This window comes from Nonomuraea sp. GTA35 (genome assembly GCF_041950525.1).
Taxonomy (GTDB): Bacteria; Actinomycetota; Actinomycetes; order Streptosporangiales; family Streptosporangiaceae; genus Nonomuraea.
In genome coordinates this window covers 622,539-644,845 of the sequence record NZ_JBGNUV010000005.1, presented here as the reverse complement: position 1 = coordinate 644,845, position 22,307 = coordinate 622,539, and the positions used below count along the sequence as shown (strand labels likewise).

The 22,307-nt window shown below is 73.7% G+C and carries 18 protein-coding genes; 8 read left to right on the top strand and 10 right to left on the bottom strand.

The features are described 5' to 3' along the window. Positions 1–167 precede the first annotated feature (167 nt). The gene (locus ACBJ32_RS26215) at positions 168–1,082 is read right to left on the bottom strand and encodes a hypothetical protein (RefSeq protein ID WP_375128941.1); all 915 of its coding nucleotides are present in this window, start codon (positions 1,080–1,082) and stop codon (positions 168–170) included. A 269-nt stretch (positions 1,083–1,351) separates the two neighbouring features. Continuing rightward, positions 1,352–2,440 carry an alcohol dehydrogenase catalytic domain-containing protein gene (locus ACBJ32_RS26210; RefSeq protein WP_375128940.1) on the bottom strand — a complete coding sequence of 363 codons (1,089 nt, stop codon included), beginning with the start codon at positions 2,438–2,440 and terminating at the stop codon, positions 1,352–1,354. 261 nt (positions 2,441–2,701) lie between these two features. Here ACBJ32_RS26210 and ACBJ32_RS26205 point away from each other — a divergent pair, with 261 nt between their 5' ends. Genes ACBJ32_RS26205 through ACBJ32_RS26195 form a run of 3 tightly spaced genes read left to right on the top strand, consistent with a single transcriptional unit; the run spans position 2,702 to position 7,277 of the window. Then, the gene (locus ACBJ32_RS26205) at positions 2,702–3,946 is read left to right on the top strand and encodes an ABC transporter substrate-binding protein (protein WP_375128939.1); all 1,245 of its coding nucleotides are present in this window, start codon (positions 2,702–2,704) and stop codon (positions 3,944–3,946) included. Continuing rightward, the gene (locus ACBJ32_RS26200; protein WP_375128938.1) at positions 3,943–6,534 is read left to right on the top strand and encodes an ATP-binding cassette domain-containing protein; all 2,592 of its coding nucleotides are present in this window, start codon (positions 3,943–3,945) and stop codon (positions 6,532–6,534) included. Before ACBJ32_RS26205 ends, ACBJ32_RS26200 begins: the two co-directional genes overlap by 4 nt. A gap of 2 nt (positions 6,535–6,536) precedes the next feature. Next, positions 6,537–7,277 carry an ABC transporter ATP-binding protein gene (locus ACBJ32_RS26195; protein WP_375128997.1) on the top strand — a complete coding sequence of 247 codons (741 nt, stop codon included), beginning with the start codon at positions 6,537–6,539 and terminating at the stop codon, positions 7,275–7,277. Between the two features lie 13 nt (positions 7,278–7,290). Here ACBJ32_RS26195 and ACBJ32_RS26190 read toward each other — a convergent pair whose 3' ends face one another. Continuing rightward, a complete protein-coding gene (locus ACBJ32_RS26190) occupies positions 7,291–8,019 on the bottom strand; it encodes a dienelactone hydrolase family protein (protein WP_375128937.1) in 729 nt (242 codons plus the stop codon). Between the two features lie 118 nt (positions 8,020–8,137). Further along, the gene (locus ACBJ32_RS26185; protein WP_375128936.1) at positions 8,138–8,995 is read right to left on the bottom strand and encodes a LysR family transcriptional regulator; all 858 of its coding nucleotides are present in this window, start codon (positions 8,993–8,995) and stop codon (positions 8,138–8,140) included. A 72-nt stretch (positions 8,996–9,067) separates the two neighbouring features. On the opposite strand from ACBJ32_RS26185, the gene ACBJ32_RS26180 reads away from it, so the two are divergent. Together ACBJ32_RS26180 and ACBJ32_RS26175 are read left to right on the top strand one after the other, a co-directional pair. Continuing rightward, on the top strand, positions 9,068–9,736 hold the full coding sequence (locus ACBJ32_RS26180) for a type 1 glutamine amidotransferase domain-containing protein (RefSeq protein WP_375128935.1): 669 nt from the start codon (positions 9,068–9,070) through the stop codon (positions 9,734–9,736). A 78-nt stretch (positions 9,737–9,814) separates the two neighbouring features. Further along, positions 9,815–10,789, top strand: a complete 975-nt coding sequence (locus ACBJ32_RS26175; protein WP_375128934.1) for an alpha/beta hydrolase — start codon at positions 9,815–9,817, stop codon at positions 10,787–10,789. Here ACBJ32_RS26175 and ACBJ32_RS26170 read toward each other — a convergent pair. After that, on the bottom strand, positions 10,786–11,847 hold the full coding sequence (locus ACBJ32_RS26170) for a helix-turn-helix domain-containing protein (protein ID WP_375128933.1): 1,062 nt from the start codon (positions 11,845–11,847) through the stop codon (positions 10,786–10,788). The genes ACBJ32_RS26175 and ACBJ32_RS26170 overlap by 4 nt on opposite strands. A 52-nt stretch (positions 11,848–11,899) precedes the next feature. Here ACBJ32_RS26170 and ACBJ32_RS26165 point away from each other — a divergent pair, with 52 nt between their 5' ends. The 3 genes from ACBJ32_RS26165 to ACBJ32_RS26155 are packed head-to-tail and all read left to right on the top strand — an operon-like array spanning position 11,900 to position 14,753. Further along, entirely contained in the window at positions 11,900–12,994 is a 1,095-nt protein-coding gene (locus ACBJ32_RS26165) for an acyl-CoA dehydrogenase family protein (protein ID WP_375128932.1), read from the top strand. Then, positions 12,991–13,935, top strand: a complete 945-nt coding sequence (locus tag ACBJ32_RS26160; RefSeq protein WP_375128931.1) for an acyl-CoA dehydrogenase family protein — start codon at positions 12,991–12,993, stop codon at positions 13,933–13,935. Before ACBJ32_RS26165 ends, ACBJ32_RS26160 begins: the two co-directional genes overlap by 4 nt. Next, positions 13,932–14,753: a TIGR03619 family F420-dependent LLM class oxidoreductase gene (locus ACBJ32_RS26155; protein ID WP_375128930.1), complete on the top strand. Its 822-nt coding sequence runs from the start codon at positions 13,932–13,934 to the stop codon at positions 14,751–14,753. The genes ACBJ32_RS26160 and ACBJ32_RS26155 overlap by 4 nt, the downstream gene beginning before the upstream one ends. On the opposite strand, the gene ACBJ32_RS26150 is transcribed toward ACBJ32_RS26155, so the two are convergent. From ACBJ32_RS26150 to ACBJ32_RS26130, 5 genes are all read right to left on the bottom strand, one after another. Beyond that, positions 14,737–15,504, bottom strand: a complete 768-nt coding sequence (locus ACBJ32_RS26150) for a hypothetical protein (protein WP_375128929.1) — start codon at positions 15,502–15,504, stop codon at positions 14,737–14,739. The genes ACBJ32_RS26155 and ACBJ32_RS26150 overlap by 17 nt on opposite strands. 80 nt (positions 15,505–15,584) lie before the next feature. Next, positions 15,585–17,561 (bottom strand): CHAP domain-containing protein, encoded by a 1,977-nt coding sequence (locus ACBJ32_RS26145; protein WP_375128928.1) that lies wholly within the window; start codon positions 17,559–17,561, stop codon positions 15,585–15,587. A gap of 262 nt (positions 17,562–17,823) precedes the next feature. Continuing rightward, entirely contained in the window at positions 17,824–18,573 is a 750-nt protein-coding gene (locus tag ACBJ32_RS26140) for a glucose 1-dehydrogenase (protein WP_375128927.1), read from the bottom strand. Further along, entirely contained in the window at positions 18,560–20,794 is a 2,235-nt protein-coding gene (locus tag ACBJ32_RS26135) for an acetate--CoA ligase family protein (protein ID WP_375128926.1), read from the bottom strand. Before ACBJ32_RS26135 ends, ACBJ32_RS26140 begins: the two co-directional genes overlap by 14 nt. After that, a complete protein-coding gene (locus tag ACBJ32_RS26130) occupies positions 20,791–22,299 on the bottom strand; it encodes a class I adenylate-forming enzyme family protein (RefSeq protein ID WP_375128925.1) in 1,509 nt (502 codons plus the stop codon). The genes ACBJ32_RS26135 and ACBJ32_RS26130 overlap by 4 nt, the downstream gene beginning before the upstream one ends. Between the last annotated feature and the right edge of the window lie 8 nt (positions 22,300–22,307).

Genomic DNA, 22,307 nt, shown 5'->3' with positions numbered 1-22,307 from the left:
TGGCGCGTCCGGCTTCGCGCGCCCGTCCGAGGTGAATGTCGGTTGTGGCTGAAGGCGGCAACAGGACCCGAGTGACCTGTCACCTGTTCAGCGCCGGGAGTGTGGGCCCGAGCCCACAGTCCCGGCGCTTGAACGGGTGTGCGGTTCGAGGCGTGCGCCGGCCCCGGTCAAGACCTGAAGAGGTCGATGACGTCGTCCCCGTACGGATCCCGCGCCGTCCCGCTGACGCGTGGGGCCTTGATGGAGACGTTCACGTCCCAGCTGAAGCGGGTGGCCACGGCCGCCGCCTGCAGCGGGAACCCCTCGCCTGGCCGCCAGACCGCCTGCACCACGATGGGCTTGCCGGTCATGTCGGTCGCGATCCCCCAGTGGATCGTGATCCCACCGTACTTGGGGTTCAGCTGCCCGCCGAGCATGTGCCGGAAGGGCTTCGACACCTTGAACAGCCGGCTGAAGGTGATCGTGCCGCGGTAGCTCCAGGTCTTCTTGACGGCACGATCATTGGCGTCGTGAACGGTCCCGCCCGCTTTGTTCATGGATGCGGAGGCGACCAAGGCCTTGAGCGTCCCCAGGTCGAAGGCGTCGATGATCTGATCACCGTAGAGTGCCGCGCCGTGAGGTGCGCTGCCGAGCTTCCTCCACGACTTGCCGCCGTAGGCCGGCCCCGCGCCGTAGAGCACGCCGCCGACACTGCGTACCCGGTGCGACCCCGACCCGACGTTGAGGAGATCGGTCGGCCGCCGGTCACCGCCCGCGGCGTCGTCCCGCAGGAACTGCTGACGGCAGTTGCCGAATTCCAGCGTCCGCGTCATGTCGGCGGCGATGACTCCGCCCGGCCCCAGTCGCGTCGTCCCTGTCATCCGTGGATCCTCGTTGCCTCCCTTGCAGTAGCCGCGCGGCATCTCGGCGAACCGGGGGTCGTACGGCCAGTCCGCTGCGGTGTACTGGAAGATCTTCGCCGCACGGCCCTCTGCCTGAAGGCGCTGTACGGCGGCGACCACGTCGACGGCCGCCGCGGCCTGGGCGGGCATCGGTACGGCTGCCAAGCCCAGCACGCCTGCCATCGTCAGTCTCCACTTCATGAGCGCTGATCATGTCATATGCACGCAATTCCCCCGGCGCACCGGTGATCGACCCGAAGAGCGGCGTGTTCATGCACGTGGGTGCGCTGCCAGAGGTCGTGACCGGCCTGGCCGAGGAGGTCGCAGACCGTGACTCCCGGCCGGCCGCCCCTCGGTGGGGCAGCTCATGCAGCCCCGTCCAGGGACTTGACCTCGGACTCCGCCACGGTGCCCCCGGCCCGGATCCATCGTGTGGGAGAACGGCCGAGCGATGAGCGAGGGCCTTGCTTTCAGAAGGTGATGACGGTGCGGGCCACCGTGCCCTGGCGGACGTGGGCCACGGCCTCGTCGAGGTGGTCGAGGGGGAGGCGTTCCGAGATCAGGGCGTCGAGGTCCAGTCGGCCGCGTACGTACTGGGCGGCCAGCATCGGGAGGTCGCGGGCGGGGGAGGCGTCGCCGCCCTGGGTGCCCATCAGGCGGCGGGAGGCGAACAGCAGGCCGGTGTCCAGGGTCATGGGGTGGCCTGCCGGGGGGCTGCCGACCATGACGGTGGTGCCGCCCGGCTGGGTGGAGGCGAAGGCCTGGGCCAGGACGCCGGGGGCGCCTGTGGCGTCGAAGGCGTAGTCCACGCCGCCCTTGACGAGGTCGGAGACCTGGTGGGGGAGGTCGGTGGCCACGAGGGTGTGGGTGGCGCCGAGGCGTTCGGCCTGCTTGAGCTTCTGGTCGGCCACGTCGGCGGCGATGATCGTGGTCGCGCCCGCGAGCACCGCGCCCTGGATGACGTTGAGGCCGACGCCGCCGCAGCCCACCACGAGGACCGTGGCGCCCGGCGGGACCTGGGCGACGTTGAGGACGGCGCCGACGCCGGTGATGACGCCGCAGGCGAGGAGGCACATGGCGTCGAAGGGCAGGGATTTCGCGATTTTCACGCACATGGGCTCGGGGACGACGGCGTACTCGGCGAACGCGCCTATGCCGATGAAGCGGCGGACGTCCTCGCCGTCCAGCGTGATCCGGGGCAGGCCGCCCATGATGGTGGGCAGGCGGGCGGGGCCCGAGCAGAGGTGGAAGCGGCCGGCGGCGCAGGAGCGGCAGCGGCCGCAGGGGCCGTTCATGGCGATGATGACGTGGTCGCCGGGTTCGAGCGCTGTGACGCCCGCGCCGGTCGACTCCACCACGCCGCTGCTCTCGTGGCCCAGGATGAAGGGGAGCCTGCTGACCACGGGGCTCTTGCCGTCGATGGCCTTGAGGTCGGAGCCGCACACGCCCGACGCCTTGATCTGTACGCGGACCTCGCCGGGGCCGGGGTCGGCGATCTCGACCTCGCGCAGCTCCATCGGGGCGTGGAACGCGGTGAGCACGGCGGCGCGCATCAGCATGGGACTCACGCTAGCCGGGGCCCCGGCGACAAACAAGCGGTTGCTAGGTAAATCCGATCACCCCCGTTGACGTGGATGGCATCGAAACTTACGCTCGCGCTAACCAAGCGAGCGCTAGGCCGAGTGGCCGCCGGGTCGGGCGGCACCGGATCGACCGGCACCGGATCGGGTGCGGTGTCAGGTCGGTGGGTGCCAGGCCGGGTGGGGGGCTGGGCGAGCGCGGGTGAACGGTCAAGTGGCCGGACGCGGTGGGAGGCCGTCATGGTGCGCAGGAAGTCGGCGGCGTTCGTGGTCGCGGTGCTGGCCGCCGCCGGATGCGCGGCGCAGCAGCAGGGGAGTCAACAGGGCCAGGGCGCGACGGCAGGCGTCACCGACACGACGATCAGGGTCGGCGGCGTGCTGACCAAGACCAGCGCCAGCGGCTACTCCACCAAGGACGCCGAGATCGGGGCGAAGGCCAGGTTCGAGCGCGCCAACGCCGAGGGCGGCGTGCACGGGCGGAAGATCGAGTTCCTCGGCGCCGAGGACGACGGGCAGGACGCCGCCAAGGGCGACGCGGCGGCCAAGAAGCTGGTGCAGAAGGACCAGGTGTTCGCCCTCGTCCCCGTGCACGCCCCCAACTTCGGCGGCGCCACGTTCCTGGAGCAGCAGGGCGTGCCGTGGTTCGGCTGGGCGACCGGCCCCCAGTGGTGCGGCACGAAGACGGGCTTCGGCTACAACGGCTGCCTGGCGCCCAAGCAGGGAGCCGGGTCGCAGACCTGGTGGGGCAGGCAGATGGCCGACCTGCTCGGCGGCGCCGGGGGCAAGAGCGTCTACGTCCAGACCTCCGACTCCAGCGGCAGCAAGTACGGCGGCACCACCATCTCCCAGTCGTTCACCGCCGCCGGTTTCGAGCTGGCCGGCGTGAACTCCGGCCTGCCGGCCGCCGCCCCGCCGCCCGACTGGCTGCCGTACGTGAACAAGATCATGACGTCCGACGACGGCGGCCCCCCTGACGTGGTCGTCTCCGTGATCGCCGGGACGAAGTTCAACGTCGGCCTGTACGCGGCGCTCAAGCGGGCCGGCTACCGGGGCGTGCTGACGGACGCCACCAGCTACGACGTCGCCATCCTCAAGGACCCGGCCAGCGCCCAGGCCCTGGAGGGAGTGATCGCGGCGCCCATGTTCGAGCCGTTCGAGTCCACCGCCCCCGAGATCGCCGAGCTGAAGGCGGACGTCGAGAAGGTCGCCCCCGGCACCCAGCTCACCCAGCACCTGGCCATCGGCTACTGGGCCGCCGACATCTTCCTCGACATGCTGAACAAGACCGGCAAGGAGCTGACCAGGCAGAAGTTCCTTGCCACGGGCAACGGCTCGTACCTCTACGAGAACCCGGGCTTCGGCCGCATCCAGTACCCGAAGGACCACAGCGAGCCGAACGGCTGCGGCGCCCTGGTCAAGCTGGAGGGCGGCGCCTTCCAGGTGGCCAAGAGCATGAAGTGCTTCGACAACGTGCCGCTGAAATGATCCTGGACTACGTGCTCAGCGGCCTGGTCACCGGGGCCGTCTTCGCGATCATGGGCTCGGGCCTGACCCTCTCGTACGCGGCCACGGGCGTGTTCAACTTCGCCCACGGCGCCATCGGGTTCCTGACGGCCCTGCTGTTCTACCAGCTCGGCCAGGCCGGGCTGCCCGCGTGGCTGTCGGCGCTGGCGGCGGTGGCGCTCTTCGCGCCCGCGCTCGGCTACGCCCTGCACAAGGCCATGTTCAGGGGCCTCGCCCAGGCCGGGGAGACCGCGCAGATCGTGGCCACCATCGGGCTCACGATCGCGCTGCCCGCGCTCGGCCTGCTGGTGGTGGACCTGGCCGGGCTGCCCCCGGCGGACGCGACCGCGCTGCCGCGCGGCGTCGGGCCGCATCCGGCGCAGGCGTTCGACGTGCTCGGCGTGCGGCTGGACAGCGACCAGCTCATCACGTTCTGCTTCTCGGCGGTGGCGGCGGCCGGGCTGTGGGCGTTCATCCGGCACACCCCGTACGGCCTGCGTATGCGTGCCTCCGTGGACCGCCGGCGCCTGGCCACGCTGCGGGGCATCGACGTGGACGCCACCTCGGCGCTGGCCTGGATGCTCGGCTCAGGGCTGGCCGGCCTGGCCGGGGTGCTGGCGGTGTCGGTGCTGGGGCTGGACGCGACCGCGTACACGGTGCTGCTGTTCGCCTCGGCGACGGCGGCGGTGTTCGGGCGGCTGCGCTCGATCCCCTGGACGTTCGCGGCGGGCCTCGCGCTCGGCGTCGTGCAGAACCTGGTCGCCGGCTACACCGACTTCCTCGAAGAGGTCACGGGGCTGCGCACGGCGGTGCCGGTGATCCTGCTGTTCGCGGGGCTGGTGCTGCTGAACAGGTCGCGCGAGCGGGTGGCGGGCAGCGCGGCCGAGGACGTGCCGCCGCCCGATCACCTGGCCGGGCTGCCGCCGTGGCGGCGCAGGCTGCCGTGGGCCGTCGGGATGGCGGCGCTGGTGGTGTTCGCGTTCGCCGGGTCCGAGTATTACGTCGGCGTCGCGGCCCAGGGGCTGGTGCTGGCGCTGATCTTCTGCTCGTTCGTGGTGGTGACCGGGATCGGCGGCATGGTGAACCTGGCCCAGGCCGCCTTCGCCGCCATGGCGGCGCTGACCTGCGGGTGGGCGTTCGCGTCCGGGCTGCCGTTCTTCGTGGCGATCCTGCTGGGCGTGCTGGCCGCCGCGGCCGTGGGGATGCTGGTGGCGCTGCCCGCGCTGCGGCTGGGCGGGCGGGTGCTGACGCTGGCCACGCTGGCCCTGGCGCTGCTGGCCGATCAGGTGCTGTTCCAGGTGGACGCGTTCAGCAACGGCACGATCGGGTGGCCGATCCCGGCGCTGGGGTTCGGGTTCGCCGACACCTCCGACGCGCGGGTGCGGGTGGTGGTGCTGCTCCTGCTGATCGGGGCGGTGGCGCTGCTCGTACGGAACCTGGAGCGGTCGGCCTCGGGACGGGCGATCCTGGCCGTGCGGTCGGCCCCGGCGGCGGCCACGACGTCGGGGCTGTCGGCGCCGCGGACGAAGATCACGCTGTTCGTGCTCGCGTCGGCCGTCGCCGGGCTCGGCGGGGTGCTGTTCGCGATCTCCAAGGGGTCGATCACGGCGACCGACCTGCCGGCGTTCTCCGGGTTCGTCTGGCTGGCCGTGGTGGTGCTGCAGGGGGTGCGGCGCATCGGCGGCGCCGTGCTGGGCGGGCTCATCGCGGTCGCCGTTCCCGAGCTGCTCGCCGCCTGGGACGTGTCAGCGCACGTCGGCGCCATCCTGTTCGGGCTCGGGGGCATGATCCTGGCCAAGCATCCCGACGGGGTGCTCACCCAGCTCGCCGAGCTGCGGCGGCGCCGTGAGCCGCCGCCCGCGCAGGAGCCGCCGGCGGTGAGGCGCGAGCCGGCGCTGTTCGCCATGGAGCAGGTGGTCGCCGGGTACGCCGACGTGACCGTGCTGCGCGGCGTGGACCTGCACGTCAACCCCGGCGAGGTCGTCGCGCTGCTCGGCGCCAACGGCGCGGGGAAGTCCACCGCGTGCGCGGCGGCGGCCGGCGACCTGCCGGTGACCGCCGGCCGGATCCTGCTGGACGGCGAGGACGTCACCGCCTGGCCCGCCCACCGCAGGGCCCGCGCCGGCATCCTGCTCGCGCCGGAGGGCAGGGGCGTCTTCCCCGGCCTCACCGTGGAGGAGAACCTGCGGACCTGGCTGCCCGACCCCGAGCCCGTCTACGAGCGCCTGCCGCACCTCGCCGAGCGCCGTACCGTGCTCGCCGGCGCCCTGTCCGGCGGCGAGCAGCAGCTCCTCACGCTCGCCCCCGCGCTGGTGCGCCCGCCGCGCGTGCTGATCGCCGACGAGCCGTCGCTCGGGCTGGCCCCGATGGTGGTGCGGCAGATCTTTGACGTCTTCGCCGAGCTGCGCGAGCGCGGGGTCGCGCTGCTGCTCGTCGAGGAGAAGGCCACCGAGGCGCTGGCGATCGCCGACCGGGTGGCGTTCATGCGGCTGGGCCGGGTCACCTGGTGCGGCCCGCGGGCCGAGGTGGACAGCGAGCGGCTGACCGCCGCCTACCTGGGGGTGCGGTGACCATGCTGGCCGTGGACGGCGTGTCGGTGGCGTTCGGCGGGGTCAGGGCGCTGGACGGGGTGACGTTCGAGGTCGGGCGCGGCCTGGTGTGCGGGGTGATCGGGCCGAACGGGGCCGGCAAGACCACGCTGTTCGACGTGGTGTCGGGGCTGCGCAGGCCGAACGAGGGCCGGGTCCGCCTCGACGGCCGTGACGTGACGGGAATGCCGGCGGTCAGGCGGGCCAGGGCAGGGCTGCGCCGCACGTTCCAGCGCACCCAGGTCTTCGGCCGGCTCACCGTGGCCGAGAACGTGCTGGCCGCGCTCGACTGGCACGGCGGCGGAGGCGGGCTCGCCGCCGACCTGGTCGGCTGGCCGGCCCGGCGGCGGCTGGAGCGCGAGCGGCAGGAGCGGGTGGCCGAGGTGCTGGAGCTGTGCGGGCTCGCCGAGCTGCGCGGCGCGTACGCCGCCGCGCTCCCCGTCGGCCGGCGCCGCCTCGTCGAGCTGGCCAGGGCCCTGGCCGACCGGCCCCGCGTGCTGCTGCTCGACGAGCCCACCTCGGGGCTGGACGCCGGGCAGAGCGCCCGCCTGGGCGAGGTCGTCAGGGCGCTGGACACGACCGTGCTGCTGGTCGAGCACGACATGGGGTTCGTGATGGACACCTGCGACCGGATCGTCGTGCTGGACCTCGGCAAGGTCATCGCCACCGGCACACCCGCCGAGATCCGGGAGAATCCGGTCGTCAGGGCCGCCTACCTGGGCTGACTGCCCGGGCTGGCTACCCGGGCTGGGCGTGCCGCTCGGTGAACGACAGGATGCGGCGCCAGGCGTCCTGGCAGGCGTCGGACCACTCGGCGTAGCTCCGGTCGAAGAACGAGTGCGGCGCCCCCTCGTAGACGTGCGTCTCGTGCTCGGTGCCCACCCGGTCGAGCGCGGCCTCGTACGCGGCGAACTGCTCGGGCGTGGACACCGTGTCGGCCCCGCCCCGCAGCAGGAGCAGCGGCGCGCCGGGCCCCGAGTCCGGCTCCTCGATGAAGCGCAGCGCGCCGTAGAAGCCGATGCCGCCCGACAGGCCGTTGCCTCCTGCGGCCAGCCACCAGGACAGGGCGCCGCCCATGCAGAAGCCCGTCGTGAACACCGGGCCGCCGAGCGCGTCGGCCGCCGCCCGCGCGTCGGCCCGCGCGCCCTCCAGGGTGATCTGCTTGACGTGCGTCATGAAGTCGAAGTCGTCGCCGCGGTCGCCCAGGCCCGCCGTGCGGCCGAAGTAGTCGATCGCGATCGTGCGGAACCCCGCCTCGGCGAAGCGCTGGGCCAGGTCCCGGTAGAAGGGGTGCAGGCCGCGCACGTCGGGCAGGATGACCATGCTACGGCCGTTCGGCTCGGCGGGCTCGGCCCGGTAGGCCAGGAGACGGTTGCCGTCGGCGGCGGTCAGCTCGATCTGCTCGTGTGAGGCCACCTCGCCCTGGACGGGCGGTGCGGGCGGCCTGCTGTCGGTGGAATGGCACATGCGCATCAGCATGCCCCAGGCGGTCCCGGCTATCCAGGTACGCGGAGGGCCAGGCCGGGGTGCGCGGGCCCGACGGCATCACGGAGGAGTCGCTGCGGCAGCCGGCCTCCTGGGGAGCCTAGAAGGAGGCGGCGGCGCGCAGCTGCCGTACCAGGTGCTCGCGTACGCGGGCCACGGCCGGCCTGGCCTGCGCGCCGGAGCGTACCGCGAGGTAGCCGGTGTTGATCGGCGCCTCCTCGGGCTCGGCCAGCGTCACGAGCGTGCCCGCCGCCAGGTCGCGCCGGCACAGGTACGCGGGCAGCACCGACACGCCCATCCCCGCGCGGACGGCGCTCAGCACGCCACGCAGGTCCGGCATGACGACCTGGGCCGCCATCGACGGGCGGCGGCCGAACACGGTCCGCCAGTAGCGGCGCACGATCGGCAGGTCCTCGGCGTAGGCGACCAGCGGCTCCGGCGACGGCCCCACGCCGGGCGCGGCGACCAGCAGGAACTCCTCGTCGTACACCGGATCGGCCTGCACGCCGCGCAGCCGGGGCCGGATCGTGGACAGCACGAGGTCCAGCCGTCCGGCCGCCAGGTCGTTCAGGAGGTCGTCGGACAGCCCCAGCGTGACGCGCAGCCGCAACCCGTCCCGGACGAGCGGGGCCAGCATCGGCATGACCACCTCGCTCAGGAACTCGGCGGGCCCGCCCAGGTGGACGGCCTCGCCGGAGGGCAGCTCCGCGGCCACCACCTCGTCCAGCGAGTCGAGGCCCGGCGCGACCCTGCGGGCCAGCTCGTCGGCGGCGGGCGTGGGCGCGACCCCGCGCGGCAGGCGGTCGAACAGCGGCCGGTCCAGCGTCGACTCCAGCGTCTTGACCTGCGCGGTCACGGCGGGCTGCGACAGGCCGAGCGTCTGGGCGGCGGCGGTGATGGAGCCGGTCCTGTAGACGGCGAGGAAGGTGCGCAGCAGGTCCAGCGAGAGAGGCGACATATCACTATTCTGATGGCTCGGAGCGTTATTCGTGATTTGTTGCTGATGGCTCGCCGGAGGCATCCTGAACGCATGACCAAGCGCGTACTGATAGCTCTGACCAGCCATGACGACCTCGGAGGCGTGGAGCGGACCGGGTACTACGTGCCCGAGGCCGCCCACCCCTGGGAGATCTTCCGCAAGGCCGGCTTCGACGTGGACGTCGCCAGCGTGCGGGGCGGCGAGCCGCCCCAGGACGGCTACGACCCCGCGGACCCCGCCCAGGTCGCCTTCCTCGCCTCGCCCGAGCAGCGCGACACCGCCCGCCTGGCCGACGTGGACGCCTCCCGCTACGACGCCGTGCTCTACGCCGGCGGCCACGGCACCATGTGGGACTTCCCCGACGACCCCGACGTGATCAGGATCGGGCGCGAGGTGTACGAGCGGGGCGGCGTCGTGGCGGCCGTCTGCCACGGCCCGTCGGCGCTGGTGAACCTGACGCTGTCCGACGGGTCGTACCTGGTGGCGGGCAAGCGGGTGGCGGCCTTCACCAACGCCGAGGAGGAGGTGCGCGGCGTGGCGGGCGTGGTGCCGTTCCTGCTGGCGGACGCCCTGGTCGCGCGGGGCGCCGAGCACGAGCCCGGCGAGAACTGGCAGGCCCGGGTCGTGGTGGACGGCCGCCTGGCCACCGGGCAGAACCCGGCCAGCGCCGCGCCCCTGGCCGAGCGAATCGTCGAGCTGCTCGCCGAACGGCGGGTCTGAGACGGGTAATCGCCGCCGGATGGCGGTTGTGCTCCGGGGTGCGGGCTTCGACCATCAAGGGGTAGCACCATCGTCCCCGTGGAAGGGAACCCCATGGCCCACCCCAACCTCGATCCGGAACTGCGCGCCGGGATCGACCAGTTCCCGATGCCGCCCGGTGACATGTCCGCCGTGTTCGCGGACCTGCCCGGAGCGCGGGCGCAGATCAACGCGATGATGGCGGCCGCGCCCGCGCCGGACACGCGGATCTCGATCGAGAACCGCACGGTCCCGGGGCCCGAGGGGGCGCCCGACCTCCGGGTGCGCGTCTACCAGCCGGAGGAGCCCGGGGAGAACCGGCCGGCGCTCTACTGGATCCACGGCGGCGGCATGATCATGGGCATGCCCGAGGGCGACGACGGGCCGATGATCGAGTACGTCGAGCGGCTCGGCGTGGTCGTGGTCTCCGTGGACTACCGCCTCGCGCCCGAGCACCCGCACCCGGCCCCGGTCGAGGACTGCTACGCCGGCCTGGTCTGGACCGCCAAGAACGCCGCGGAGCTGGGCATCGACATGAGCAGGCTGGCCGTGGGCGGGGCCAGCGCGGGCGGCGGGCTGGCCGCCGCGACCGTGCTGCTGGCCAGGGACAGGGGCGGGCCCGACGTGGCCTTCCAGCTTCTCGTCTGCCCGATGCTCGACGACCGCAACACCACGCCGTCCAGCCACGAGTTCGCCGAGGCCGTGGTGTGGGACAGGGAGGCCAACCTCTTCGGCTGGACGGCGCTGCTCGGCGACCGCGTCGGCACCGACGACGTGCCGGCGTACGCGGCGCCCGCCCGCGCCACCGACCTGTCGGGGCTGCCGCCGGCGTTCGTGGACGTGGGGGAGCTGGAGGTGTTCAGGGACGAGTGCGCCGGCTACGCGTTGCGGCTGGCGCAGGCCGGGGTGTCGACCGAGTTCCACCTGTATCCGGGGGCCTTCCACGGGTTCGACATGCTGGTGCCGGGGGCGGCGCTGAGCGTCAGGGCGCGGCAGGCCCGTGAGGCGGCGCTCAGGCGGGCGTTCGGGCTCTAGCCCTGGCTCGGGCTCCGGCCCGGGTGCGGGCCCGGGTTCTGGTTGGCCAGCAGCCGGACGAGGGCCAGGGCCAGGTGGGCGCGCATGCGGCCCGGCTGGTCGCCCAGGGAGAAGCCCAGCGCGGACTCCGCGCGGGCGATGCGGGCGGCCAGCGAGCTGTGGTGCAGGTGGATGGCCTGGGCCGCGCCGCGGATCGAGCCTGCCAGGCACAGGGCGCGCACCGCGAGCCGCGACTCCTCGCCCAGCCGGGACATCGCCTGGACGTCGGGCAGGCCCGCGATCGCCTGCTCGGGCAGGTCGGCGAACAGCGCCAGCGCGCCCAGGTCCGACCAGCGCATCACCCGGTCGTGCGGGCCGGTGAACCGCAGCGCGGTGCGGGCTCCGGCCCACGACTCGGCCGCCCGCGCGCCGGGCAGCTCGGGGCCGATGCCGACCCTGGACGTGTCGGGCAGCCGGGCCTGAAGGGTGGTCGTGACCAGGACGGCCTCCGTGTCACCGATCGTGGCGGCCCGCACGTGGTGACCCATCGCCCGCAACCCCGCGGCCAGCCCCTGGTCGGGCAGCGCGATGGCCAGGGCCTGCAGCGGTGTGGCCGGGTCGAGGCCGAGCAGGCGCAGGGCGCGGGCGCGCTCGGTCTCGCCGGTCTCGGCCGACAGGGCCAGCTCGACCAGGGCCGGGTCCTTCGCCGTGCGCGCGAGGGCGGCGGCGCGTTCGAGGGTGACCTCGGCCGCCGCCGCGTACCGTTCGAGCACGATCTCGTCGAGCCCGTGCGCGGGGCCTTGGCGTTCCATCCAGACGGCCCCGAGGCCGGAGCTCAGCTCGCGCGCGGAGGAGGGGACGGCAGGCGTGTCGGCCGAGCCGTCGGCGCGGACGCGGGTGCGCCGGCCGGTGGCGGCGTCGAGCAGGCCGACCGGGCACTGCGTCAGCCGGGCCGTGGCCGTGAGCAGCACCGGCACGCTCACGTGGTCGCGCACCAGCGAGTCGAAGTAGGCGATGACCCGCACCGCGCTCTCCGCGTCGGCGTCGAGCGTGGAGAGCCGCAGCAGCAGTCCCTGCACGAGGTCCAGACTAGCCTGGCCGGGATACCAAGCGTGCGCTAGGTTGGTACACGTGGATCTCGACTTCTCCCCGGCCGAGCGGGCCTTCCGGCTTGAGGTTCGCGAATGGCTGGCCAGGCACAAGCCGCCGCCGCTCCCGTCCATGGACACCGCCGAGGGCTTCGCGGCGCACCGCGCCTGGGAGGCGGAGCTGGCGGGCGCGCGGCTGTCCGCCGTCTCCTGGCCCGAGGAGTACGGCGGGCGCGGCGCGTCCCTCATCGACTGGCTGATCTTCGAGGAGGAGTACTGGGCCGCCGGCTGCCCCGCCCGCGTCACCCAGAACGGCATCTTCCTGCTCGCCCCCTCCCTCCTCCGCTACGGCACCCCCGAGCAGCGCGAGCGCTGGCTGCCCAGGATGGCCAGGGGCGACGACGTGTGGGCGCAGGCGTGGTCCGAGCCCGAGGCCGGCAGCGACCTGGCCGCCCTGACCTCCCGCGCCGAGCCCTGCCCCGGCGGCTGGCGGCTGTACGGGCACAAGACGTGGAGCTCCCGGGCCGCCTACGCCACCCACGGCTTCGGCCTCTTCCGCACCTCGGGGGCGCGGCACAAGGGGCTGACGTACTTCATGTTCCCCATGGCCGACGTCGCCGTCCGCCCGATCGCGCAGCTCGACGGGCTGCCCGGCTTCGCCGAGCTGCGCTTCGACGGCGTGTTCACGCCGGACTCGATGGTGCTCGGCGAGGTGGGCGAGGGCTGGCGGATCGCGATGGCCACCACCTCCTCCGAGCGCGGCCTGACCCTGCGCAGCCCCGGCCGCTTCCTGGCCACCGCCGACCGGCTCGCCGAGCTGGCCCGCGACGCCGACCCGGCGCTCGCCGACCAGGCCGCCAGATGCCGGGTGGAGGCGGAGGCGTACCAGTTGCACACGTTCGGGACCGCGCGGCGGCTCATGGCGGGGGAGGAGATCGGGCCCGCCGCCAGCATGGGGAAGATCTTCTGGTCCGAGCTCGATCTCCGCATGCACACGCTGGCCCTGGAACTGCTGGGGGACCGCGCCGAGGGCTGGCTGGACGGGTTCCTGTTCTCGCTGGCCGGGCCCATCTACGCGGGCACGAACGAGATCCAGCGCAACATCGTCGCCGAGCGGGTCCTGGGGTTGCCGCGATGAACTTCGGCTTCAGCGACGACCAGCTCGCGCTGGCCGCGACCGTACGCGACGTGCTGCGCACGCACTGCCCGCCCGGCTCGCTGCGGGCGCAGCGGCGGCCCGCCTGGGAGCAGCTCGCCGGGCTGGGCTTCTTCGGGCTGCTGCTGCCCGAGGCGGCCGACGGGCTGGGGCTCGCGCTGGTGGACGTGCTGCCCGCCCTGGAGGAGACCGGGCGCGCGTGCCTGCCGGGGCCGGTCGTCGAGACCGCCGTGGTGGCACCGTCGCTGCTGGCCGACGTGCCCAAGCTGGGCTCCGGCGCGGTGTGCGTCGGCGTGCTGCCGCCGGGGCAGGCGTACGCGGCCGACGCCGACCTGGCCGACCTGCTGGTGGTGGTGCGGGACGGCGGCGCGCGGGTGATCTCGCGCCCGGACGTGCGGCTCACGCCCCGGCGCGGCGTGGACCCGTGCCGCCCGCTGTTCGAGGTGGGCTTCTCGCGGTCCGAGCCCCTGCGCGGGCCCGTGGGGCCGGCGCTGGCGCGGGCCACGGTGGCCACCGCCGCGCAGCTCGTCGGCGTCGCCAGGGAGCTGCTTTCGGTCACCGTCGGCTACGCCCGCGTGCGCACCCAGTTCGGCGCGCCGATCGGCTCCTTCCAGGCGGTCAAGCACCAGCTCGCCGACGTGGCCGTGGCGGTGGAGTTCGCGGCGCCGCTGGTGTACCGGGCGGCCCTGACCGTGGGGTCGGACAGCGCCGAGCGGGACGCGAGCGCCGCCAAGGCCGCCGCCGGCGAGGCGGCCACGCTGGCCGCCAGGGTCGCGCTGCAGGTCCACGGCGCGATCGGCTACACCGAGGAGCTGGACCTGCGGTTCTGGCTCGCGCGGGCCTGGTCGCTGTCCGCCGCGTACGGCACCACGGCCGCCCACCGTGAACGCCTGCGGACCGCGATCACCGGGAGGCGCCCGTGAAGTTCGGCGTCCCCCTCGGCCTGGTGCATCCCGCCGCCTGGAAGGACGTGGCGGTGGCGGCCGACGAGCTGGGGTTCGAGTCGGTGTGGCTGCCCGAGCACCTCGTCTTCGCCACCGACCTGTCCCTGGCCGTCTACCCGGGCACCTCGGACCCGGGGATCAAGCCGCAGACCCCGCTGTTCGACGCGCCCGCGTACCTGTGCTGGCTGGCCGCCTTCACCACCCGCGTCCGGCTCGGCACGGCCGTGCAGCTCCTCGCGCTGCGCCACCCGTTCGTGTCGGCCCGCGCGTTCGCCACCCTGGACGTGGTCTCGTCCGGGCGGGCCATCTGCGGGGTCGGCGCGGGCTGGTACCAGGGGGAGTGGGAGGCGGCCGGAGTGCCGTTCGCGACCAGGGGAGCCCGGCTGGACGAGGCGATCGAGGTGGTCCGGCGGCTCTGGAGCGAGCCGCTGGTCGCCCACTCCGGACGGTTTTACGCCTTTCCCGAGGTCGCCTTCGAGCCCAAGCCGGTGCAGCGGCGGCTGCCCGTGCTCGCGGGCGGCGAGTCGGCCGCGGCGCTGCGCCGGGCGGCCACGTTGTGCGACGGGTGGATCAGCATGCCGCACACGATCGAGTCGATCAAGCCGCAGCTCGCCCGGCTCGGGGCGGGGACGGCGGTGACCGCGCACGCGTACGAGCTGGCCTCGCCCGGCGAGGTGGACGACTGGGCGGCGCTCGGGGTGGAGCGGCTGATCGTCCGGCCCTGGACGCGCAGCAGGGACGCGCTGTCCCGGCTGGCCGCCTTCGCCGACGAGTACGGCGTCAGGAGCACGTCCTAGAGGTGGACGTGCCCGACCTGACCGTCCGGCACCGCCGCGACTTCGACGTGGGTCTCGCCGTGGGGCGCGCCGTGGTGACGGAGGGCTCCGGCGTGGCGGACCGCGCCGGCGTGGGGTCCGGCTCGTCGGGCTCGTCCGTCTCCGGGGGATCGGTGGCGGGCCGGACCATGACCCTGGTGCCCTTGCCGCCGCCGGGCCGCGCCCTGAACGTCTCCACGGAGGCAGGCGGGAAGAACGTGCCGCGCTCGGCCTTCTTGCCGATCGCGGCCACGTGGCGCGCCATCAGCAGGTAGTACCACTCGTAGCCGTCGAGGTGGTCGTCGCAGCGCTCGTCGGGCACGCGGACGCGGGTACGCACCTGCACGCAGATCTTGACGCGGTCCTGCTCGTCGAGGATGAGGACGCCCTTCCCCTCACCGCCCCTTCTCGAGGCCCTGTAGGTGCGGCGGGGCGGCGCGTAGGGGATGCCGGAGGCCACCTTCGCCCCGACGGCGGGCACCGCCGACGTCACGGGGACGTAGTACCAGGCGTAGTCCTTCTCGCGGTCGTCGCAGCGCTGGTCCTCCGCCCTGACCCGGGTGGCCTGCCCGGCGCAGACCTGGGCGTGGTCGACGGCGCCGGTGTCCCGCTGCGCCGCCGCCCGCGTGGGTGTGTCACCGGGCGGTCGTGCCTCGGAGGCTGTGGCGGCGCATCCCGCGCTCAGCAGGAAGGCCAGGCCGAGGCAGGCGGCGCGTGCGGCGGTCGGTGGCAAGGGGCTCCCAACGGGGCTTGTGTCGGCGTGTCGCTGGACGGATCAACGTCGGCCGCCGAAGGGGAGTTCCCGCTTCCCCGTCAGGCCCGGTGGCGGCCCCCGCCGACCAGCTGCTGCTCGTCCTTCCCGTGCGTCCTGCGGTGGCGGCGGCCCCTGGGCGGGAGGTCGGCAGGGAACGCGGGGTGCTCCTCGGCGCCGGCGCCTCGCCTGCGCCGGCCCCGGTAGGAGAGGCCGGGCGAGTCGAGGACGTCTCCGCGCCTGCGCCGCGGCGGGCTGAAGGCGTCGAACATGCTGGTCGCGCCAGGGATGACGATGCGCTCGAACGGGCTGGTGTCCACGAAGCGCCGGAGCGGGCCCGTGTCGAGGACGACCTCCACCGAACCCGTGGCCTCGGGGAGGGTGATGCGCTGCAGGGGGCCGGTCTCGTCGGTGAAGGTGATGCGCTGCAGCGGGCCTGTTTCGTCGGTGAAGGTGATGCGCTCCAGCGGCGCCGTGTGCTCGGTGAACGCGAAGCTGCTCTGGTCGAAGTCCGGCTCGTAGGGCTCGTTGTCGAAGGCGGGGGTGAACGGGGCCGCGCCGGTGGTGCGGCGGTGGTGGCCGGAGTCGTGGCGGCGCTTGGGGTGACCCGCGGCGTGATGGTGGTGGGGCGCGTCCGTGGCCAGGTCGAACGGCCGGGTGTCAAGCGACAGCTTGCGGTGCCGGGCGCCGCCGGAGCGTACGGCGTCCCTGGAGCCGGCTCCGGGGGTGGCGCGGTGGCGGATGTCGGAGGCCGTCACGGAGCTCAGGACGTCGGAAGCGGCGTCCGAGGCGCTGAGGGAGCGCAGGGCGGCCGACGTGGCGAGGCGGTCGGCGTTCTCCTGGAGCTCCACCGCGGTGAGGCGCTCGGCGGCGTCGAGGCGCTGGGCCGTCGTGGCCTCGGCGGCGGCCGTCACGGGCGCGGGCCCGCGGCGACGGCGGCGGCCCTTGGCGCGGGACGGGCGCGCCGGCTTGCCGGCGGTGGCGGTGGCCGGGCCCAGCCGCAGGCGGCGGGTCTTGGCCACGGCGAGCAGCGCGAGCGCGGCGACCAGGGCCGAGCCGATCAGCGTCGGGGAGTCGATGGCGGGCAGCGGGCCGGTGGCGGAGGTGTCGGCGTGGGACGGGAGCGGCTCGGCCGTGGCGGCCTCGGTACCGGCCGTGGCGGGCTTGGCGTGCTTGCCCTTCTTGACCGTGCCGGGCGCGGAGGAGGCGCCGGCCTGCGGGCCCTGCTGGGTGGAGGTCTGGTGCGAGCCGGAGCGCGGCGCCGTGGTCGCCGCCGGCGCGGATGCCGAGTCGGAGCGCCCGTCCGGTGTGGAGCGAGAGGTCTCGTTCCTGGGCTGGTCCTGGGTGCGGCCCTGGGCCTCGGCCGGGGTCTGGCCCTCGACCTGTCCCTTGGACGGCGTCTGCTCCCGGGTGGGGTCCTGCGACTGGAGGCGGCCCGAGTCGAGGGGGGCCTGGGCGGAACGCCCCGCCTCCGCCCGGGGGATCAGCGAGCTGAGCGCCTCCTCGGGGACCTGGATCGTGCCGACCTCGGCGGCCTGCTCCTTGGCCTTCTTCTTCGCCGCCGCCTCGTCGAGCCGCTCCTTGACGCGTTCGGGGTAGCCGTACCCGACCACCTTGCTGGTGTCGCGCTCCTTGCGCTTGGCGACGCCCCCGTCGATGTTGCCCTCGATCGTGTGGATCGTGTTGCCCTCGACCCTCGTCACGATGCCGATGTGGTCGATGTTGTCGATGTCGTTGGAGCCGCTCCAGTCGTAGAAGACGAACGCGCCCGGCTTGGGCGTCTTGCCCCACGCCCCCTGCTCCTTGAACCACTTCGCGTGCGCCACCGTCCAGGCGAACTGCCCGATCCACTCCTCGTAGCCGAGCTTGTGCGCGGCCCACGAGAGGTACATGTCGCACCACGGCGCCGAGCTGTAGTCGGCGTCGAACTCGACGTTCTTGCCGTACCAGTCGCCGAACTTGGTGTATGACCCGGACTTCTCCGAGTACCCGAGCTGGCTCTCGAGCAGTTCGATGTACTTCTGGATCTCTGGCGTCATGGAGGTATGGGGGCACCTTCCGGGCAAGACCGGGTTTATCCACGCAGCACCGGGTAAGGAGGGGAACCCGGGACTGGTGTGACAAAACCGGAGGCCTGTCGTCTTCCGTGCTGAGTGAGGTTACCAAGTCGTAACCCCAGGTTGAGCACGTCCCAGGAGAGACCGTGCCTCTCCGGGACTGGAAACCGCAGGTCAGTGATGTTGCCAGAAATGTCCGAGGCTAGGCGGTTTAACCCTAAAAGATCTACCTTGGGGTAAGGTGTCAGTACCCTGCGCCGGTCAGCAGGCCTCCGTCGACTGTCACCTCGCTGCCCGTGCAGTAGCTGGCGCGGTCCGAGGCCAGGAACGCCACCACGTGCGACACCTCCACGGGCTTGGCGAACCGCTTGATGACCATGGACTTCACGAACGCGTCCGCGTCCACCTCGGCCACGATGTCCGGGTCCAGCGCCATGGCGGTGTTGATCGCGCCGGGGTGCACCGAGTTCACCCGGATCTTGAACCTGGCCAGCTCCCGCGCCGCCGACTTCGTGATGCCGCGCACGCCGAACTTCGAGGCCGAGTACGCCGACAGCCCCTCGGCGCCGACGTACCCCTCGATGGAGGAGATGTTCACGATCGAGCCGCGCCCGGCGGCCTTCATGGGCTCGATGGCCGACTTGATGCCCAGCCAGGTGCCCTTGAGGTTCACGTTGATCACGCGGTCGAAGTCGTCAAGCGACATGTCCTGGATGCGGCGAAATTTCAGGATCCCGGCGTTGTTGACCAGCACGTCGAGCTTGCCGTACAGCTGCACGGCCGTCCCCGTGGCCCGCTCCCACTCCTCGGGGCTCGTCACGTCGTGCCGCAGGTACGTGGCGCCCGTCTCCTCCGCCAGCGCCTTGCCCTCCTCGTCCAGCACGTCCCCGAACACCACCCGCGCGCCCTCCTCCAGGAACAGCCGCACGTGCGCCGCCCCCATGCCCCGCGCCCCGCCGGTGATCAGCGCCACCTTGCCGTCAAGCAGCCCCATGCCGTCCTCCTGCCGCGACGGCCACGGCGGCCGCCTCCATGGTGCGGTAGACGGGGATCCCCGCCGCCGCCGCGATCCGACCGACCTCGTCCTCGACGCCCGCGGGGGCGCACTCGCCGTTCCTGGTGACCAGGGTGATCCGCACACCGGGGCGCGCGGCCTGGGCCGCGGCGAGCGCGTGCGCGTAGTCGTACAGGGGCTCGGGGGCGTTCCCGTACGTGAAGAAGGCCTGCACGTTCACGTGCGCCACCACGTCCCGGTACGGCCCCGCCAGCACGTCGATCACGTCGGCCACGAGCCCGGCCCTGCCCAGCGGCCCCACGGGGACCTCGAGCGGGTTGCCCGTCGCCACCACCCCGAGCCCGCGCAGCGCGTCCAGGCGGTCGCCCGGCAGCGAATCGAGCCGCACCCCGGCCCGGTCGAACGCGTCCGCGGCCAGCACGCTCGCACCCCCGCTCGGCCCCACCACCAGCACCTGCTCCCCGCCGGCGGCCCCCATGGCGTCCGCCTGCTCTTCGCCGGCGGCCTGCGTGCCGTGCGGCTGCTTCCTGACGGCGGCCCGCGTGCCGTGCGGATGCTCTCCGTCCGCGAACCGCGTGCCGTGGGCCTGGAAGTACGCCAGCACCCCGATCAGGTCGTCCTGCCCGGACACCAGCGTCGCCCCGGTCTGCTCGGCCACCGCCTCCCAGATCCGCCGGTCGCTCACCAGGCCGCCCGTGTGCGAGGCCGCGGCCCGCCGGCCCTGCCCGCTGCGCCCGCCGACCAGCAGCACCACGGGCTTGCCCGCCGCCCGTAGCGCCTCGTACAGCTCGCGGCCGTCCCTCGGGTCCTCCAGGTACAGCCCGATCGCCCGCGTCTCCACGTCCCGCGCCAGCCAGCGCAGCAGCTCGGCCGGGGCGACGTCGGCCGCGTTCCCGACGGTGACGACCCGGCTGAACGCCAGCCCCCGCCGCTCCCCGACCTTGATCACCTCACCGGCCAGGCCGCCGCTCTGCGAGATCAGCGCGACCGTGCCCGCCGGGCCCATCCCGCCGCCGACGAAGGTCTGGCGTCCCCTCGGGCAGTACACGCCCATGCAGTTGGGGCCGAGCAGCCGCGTCCCGGCCGCCCGCGCCGCCGCGACCAGCTCCCGCTCCAGGTCCTGCCGCCCCGCCTCGCCGAACCCGCCGCTCATCACCTGCACGAACGGCACTCCGCGCGCCTGCCGTACGACCTCGGCGCAGCGCTCGGCCGGTACGGCGATCAGGGCGTAGTCCACGTCGGCGTGCGCGAGCGAGGGCACGGCGGGCACCCCGGCCACCTCTGCCGCCGTGGGATGCACGGCCACCGGCGGCACGCCCGCGTCTCGGTAGAAGCCGAGGAACATGTTCCCGAAGTTCGGCCGGGACGTGGACGCCCCGACGACGGCCACGGCCCTGGGTTCGAAGAGCGGCAGAAAGCCGCCCGCGCGGACCACCGCCTCCGTGGCCGGCATCTCCGTGGTCGGTGCCTCCGTGGCGTTGGGCGCTGTGGCGTGGGGCGTTGTGGCCGAGGAGCGGCCCACCGCCTCGCCCGGGAGGTGGCGGGCGTCGACCGCGATCGCCCCCGAAGGGCCCGCGATGACCGGGTTCAGCTCGAACTCGCCCAGCTCCAGCCGCTCCCACAACCCCCCGGACCCGCCCACCGCCATGATGACCTTGACCAACGCGTCCACGTCCACCGGCGGCCCGCCGCGCCAGCCGTCCAGCAGCGCGGCCCCGCGCAGGGACGCCAGCGCGCGCCGCACGTCCGCCTCCGAGACCGGGCAGAGCCGCAGCGCCGTGTCCCGCAACGCCTCCGTCCACACCCCGCCCAGCCCGACGAGCAGCACCGGCCCGAACGCCGGATCCCGTACCAGCCCCACGATCAGCTCGACCCCGGCCTCGGCCTGCTCCTCCACCAGGAACCCGGCGGGCTCCAGCCGGTCCCGCATCCCCGCCGCCGCGGCCCCGAGCTCCTCGTACGCCAGCCCCAGCGCCACGCCCCCGGACTCGGACTTGTGCGTCAGCCCCGGCCCGAACGCCTTCAGCACCAGCGGCCCGGCCAGCTCCCGAGCCGCCCGGAAGTCGTCCCCGCGCACCACGACCCCGCGCGGCACCGGCACCCCGGCCTCCGCGAGCAGCGCCTTGACCTCGTGCTCGTACGGGGTGACGGTCCCGGCAGCCGTGTCCTCGCGCACGTCCGTACCCTCGTCCGCGCTCACCCGAGCAGCTCGCGGATCTTCCTGCGCAGCAGCTTGCCCGGCCCGCCGGACGCGTCCTGGGAGTGCGGCAGCTCGCCGGTCACCACGATGTGATCGGGCCGCTGGTGCGCGGGCAGGAGGTCGGCCAGGGCCAGCGCCAGCTTGGAGGCGTCCAGCGAGTGCCCGGCCCTGGGCACCACGGCCAGCAGCACCTGCTGCTCCGCCGCCCCCTCGGGCACCCCGACGGCGCCCGCCTCGGCCACCCCGTCCAGCGCGGTCGCCGCCTCCTCGATCAGGGACGGTTGCGTCCAGATCCCGCCCTTGAGTATCGAGTCCTCCCGCCGCCCGAGCACCCGCAGCACGCCGTCGGCCGACAGCGTCCCGAGGTCGCCGCCCACGTACCACTCGCCGCGCAGCACCTCCGCCGTCCTGTCGGGCAGCCCGTCGTACTCGGCCATCCGGTGCGGCCCCGCCAGGTTGATCTCGCCGACCGCGTCGGCCACCGGCCGGCCCAGCGGGTCGGTGACGCGCACCGCGTTCCCCGTGCGGGCCCGGCCGGAGGACCCCAGCGGGATCGAGCCGTCGTCCACCCGGCCCATGCACGTGTACGGCGCCTCGGTCTGCCCGTAGTACGAGTACACGCCGGCCTGCGGCAGCCTGGCCTTGATCCGGTCCAGCATGGTCGCGGTCAGCGGCTCCCCGCCCAGCATGATCACCTGGATCGACGACAGGTCCACGCCCTCGTGGTCGGGCGAGGCCAGCAGCGCCGAGTAGAACGAGGGGATCTGCGACAGGTGCGTGACCCGTTCGCGGGGCACGACCCGCAGGAAGTTCGCCGGGCCCCAGTCCTGCTCCAGCACCAGCCGCATCCCGGCGTAGAGCGCGGGCCCGACGATGGCGGGGAAGCCGATGCCCCAGATGATCGCGCCCGTCCCGAACACCGAGTCGGGCCCGCGCGGCACGTCCAGCCAGATCTGCGCCGTGGCCAGCGACGACGCGTGCGTGTGCACGACGGCCTTGGGCAGCCCGGTCGTCCCCGAGGTGAAGTAGAGCGCGAGCGGGTCGTCGTGGAAGGCGCCCAGCGGCGGCTCCTCCTCGGCGGCTCCCTCCAGGTCCCGCACGTGGATCCAGGCGGTCACCTCCGGCAGGGACGGCCTGATCTGCTCCACCACCGACTCCACCGTCGCGTCGTACACGAACGCCGTGCACTTCGCCGCCGCCACCACGTCACGCAGCGTCTCCACCGGCCAGTACGGGTTCAGCGCCGCCGTGACCGCTCCGATCTTGGCCTGCGCCAGGTACACCTCGGCCACCCGTAACGTCTCGTTCAGCAGCGCCGCCACCCGCCTGCCCGGCACGATGCCGGCGGCGAGCAGGGCGTGGGCGCGGCGGTTGACGTTCCTGTTGAGCTGGTCGTAGGTGAAGCTCTGCTCGCCGCAGTACGTCAGCGCCACCCGGTCGGGCGTGCGCAGCGCTGCGGCGGTCAGGATCGCGTGGCCGTAGTTGCCGTAGGGTGATCGGGCCATGGGGGCCT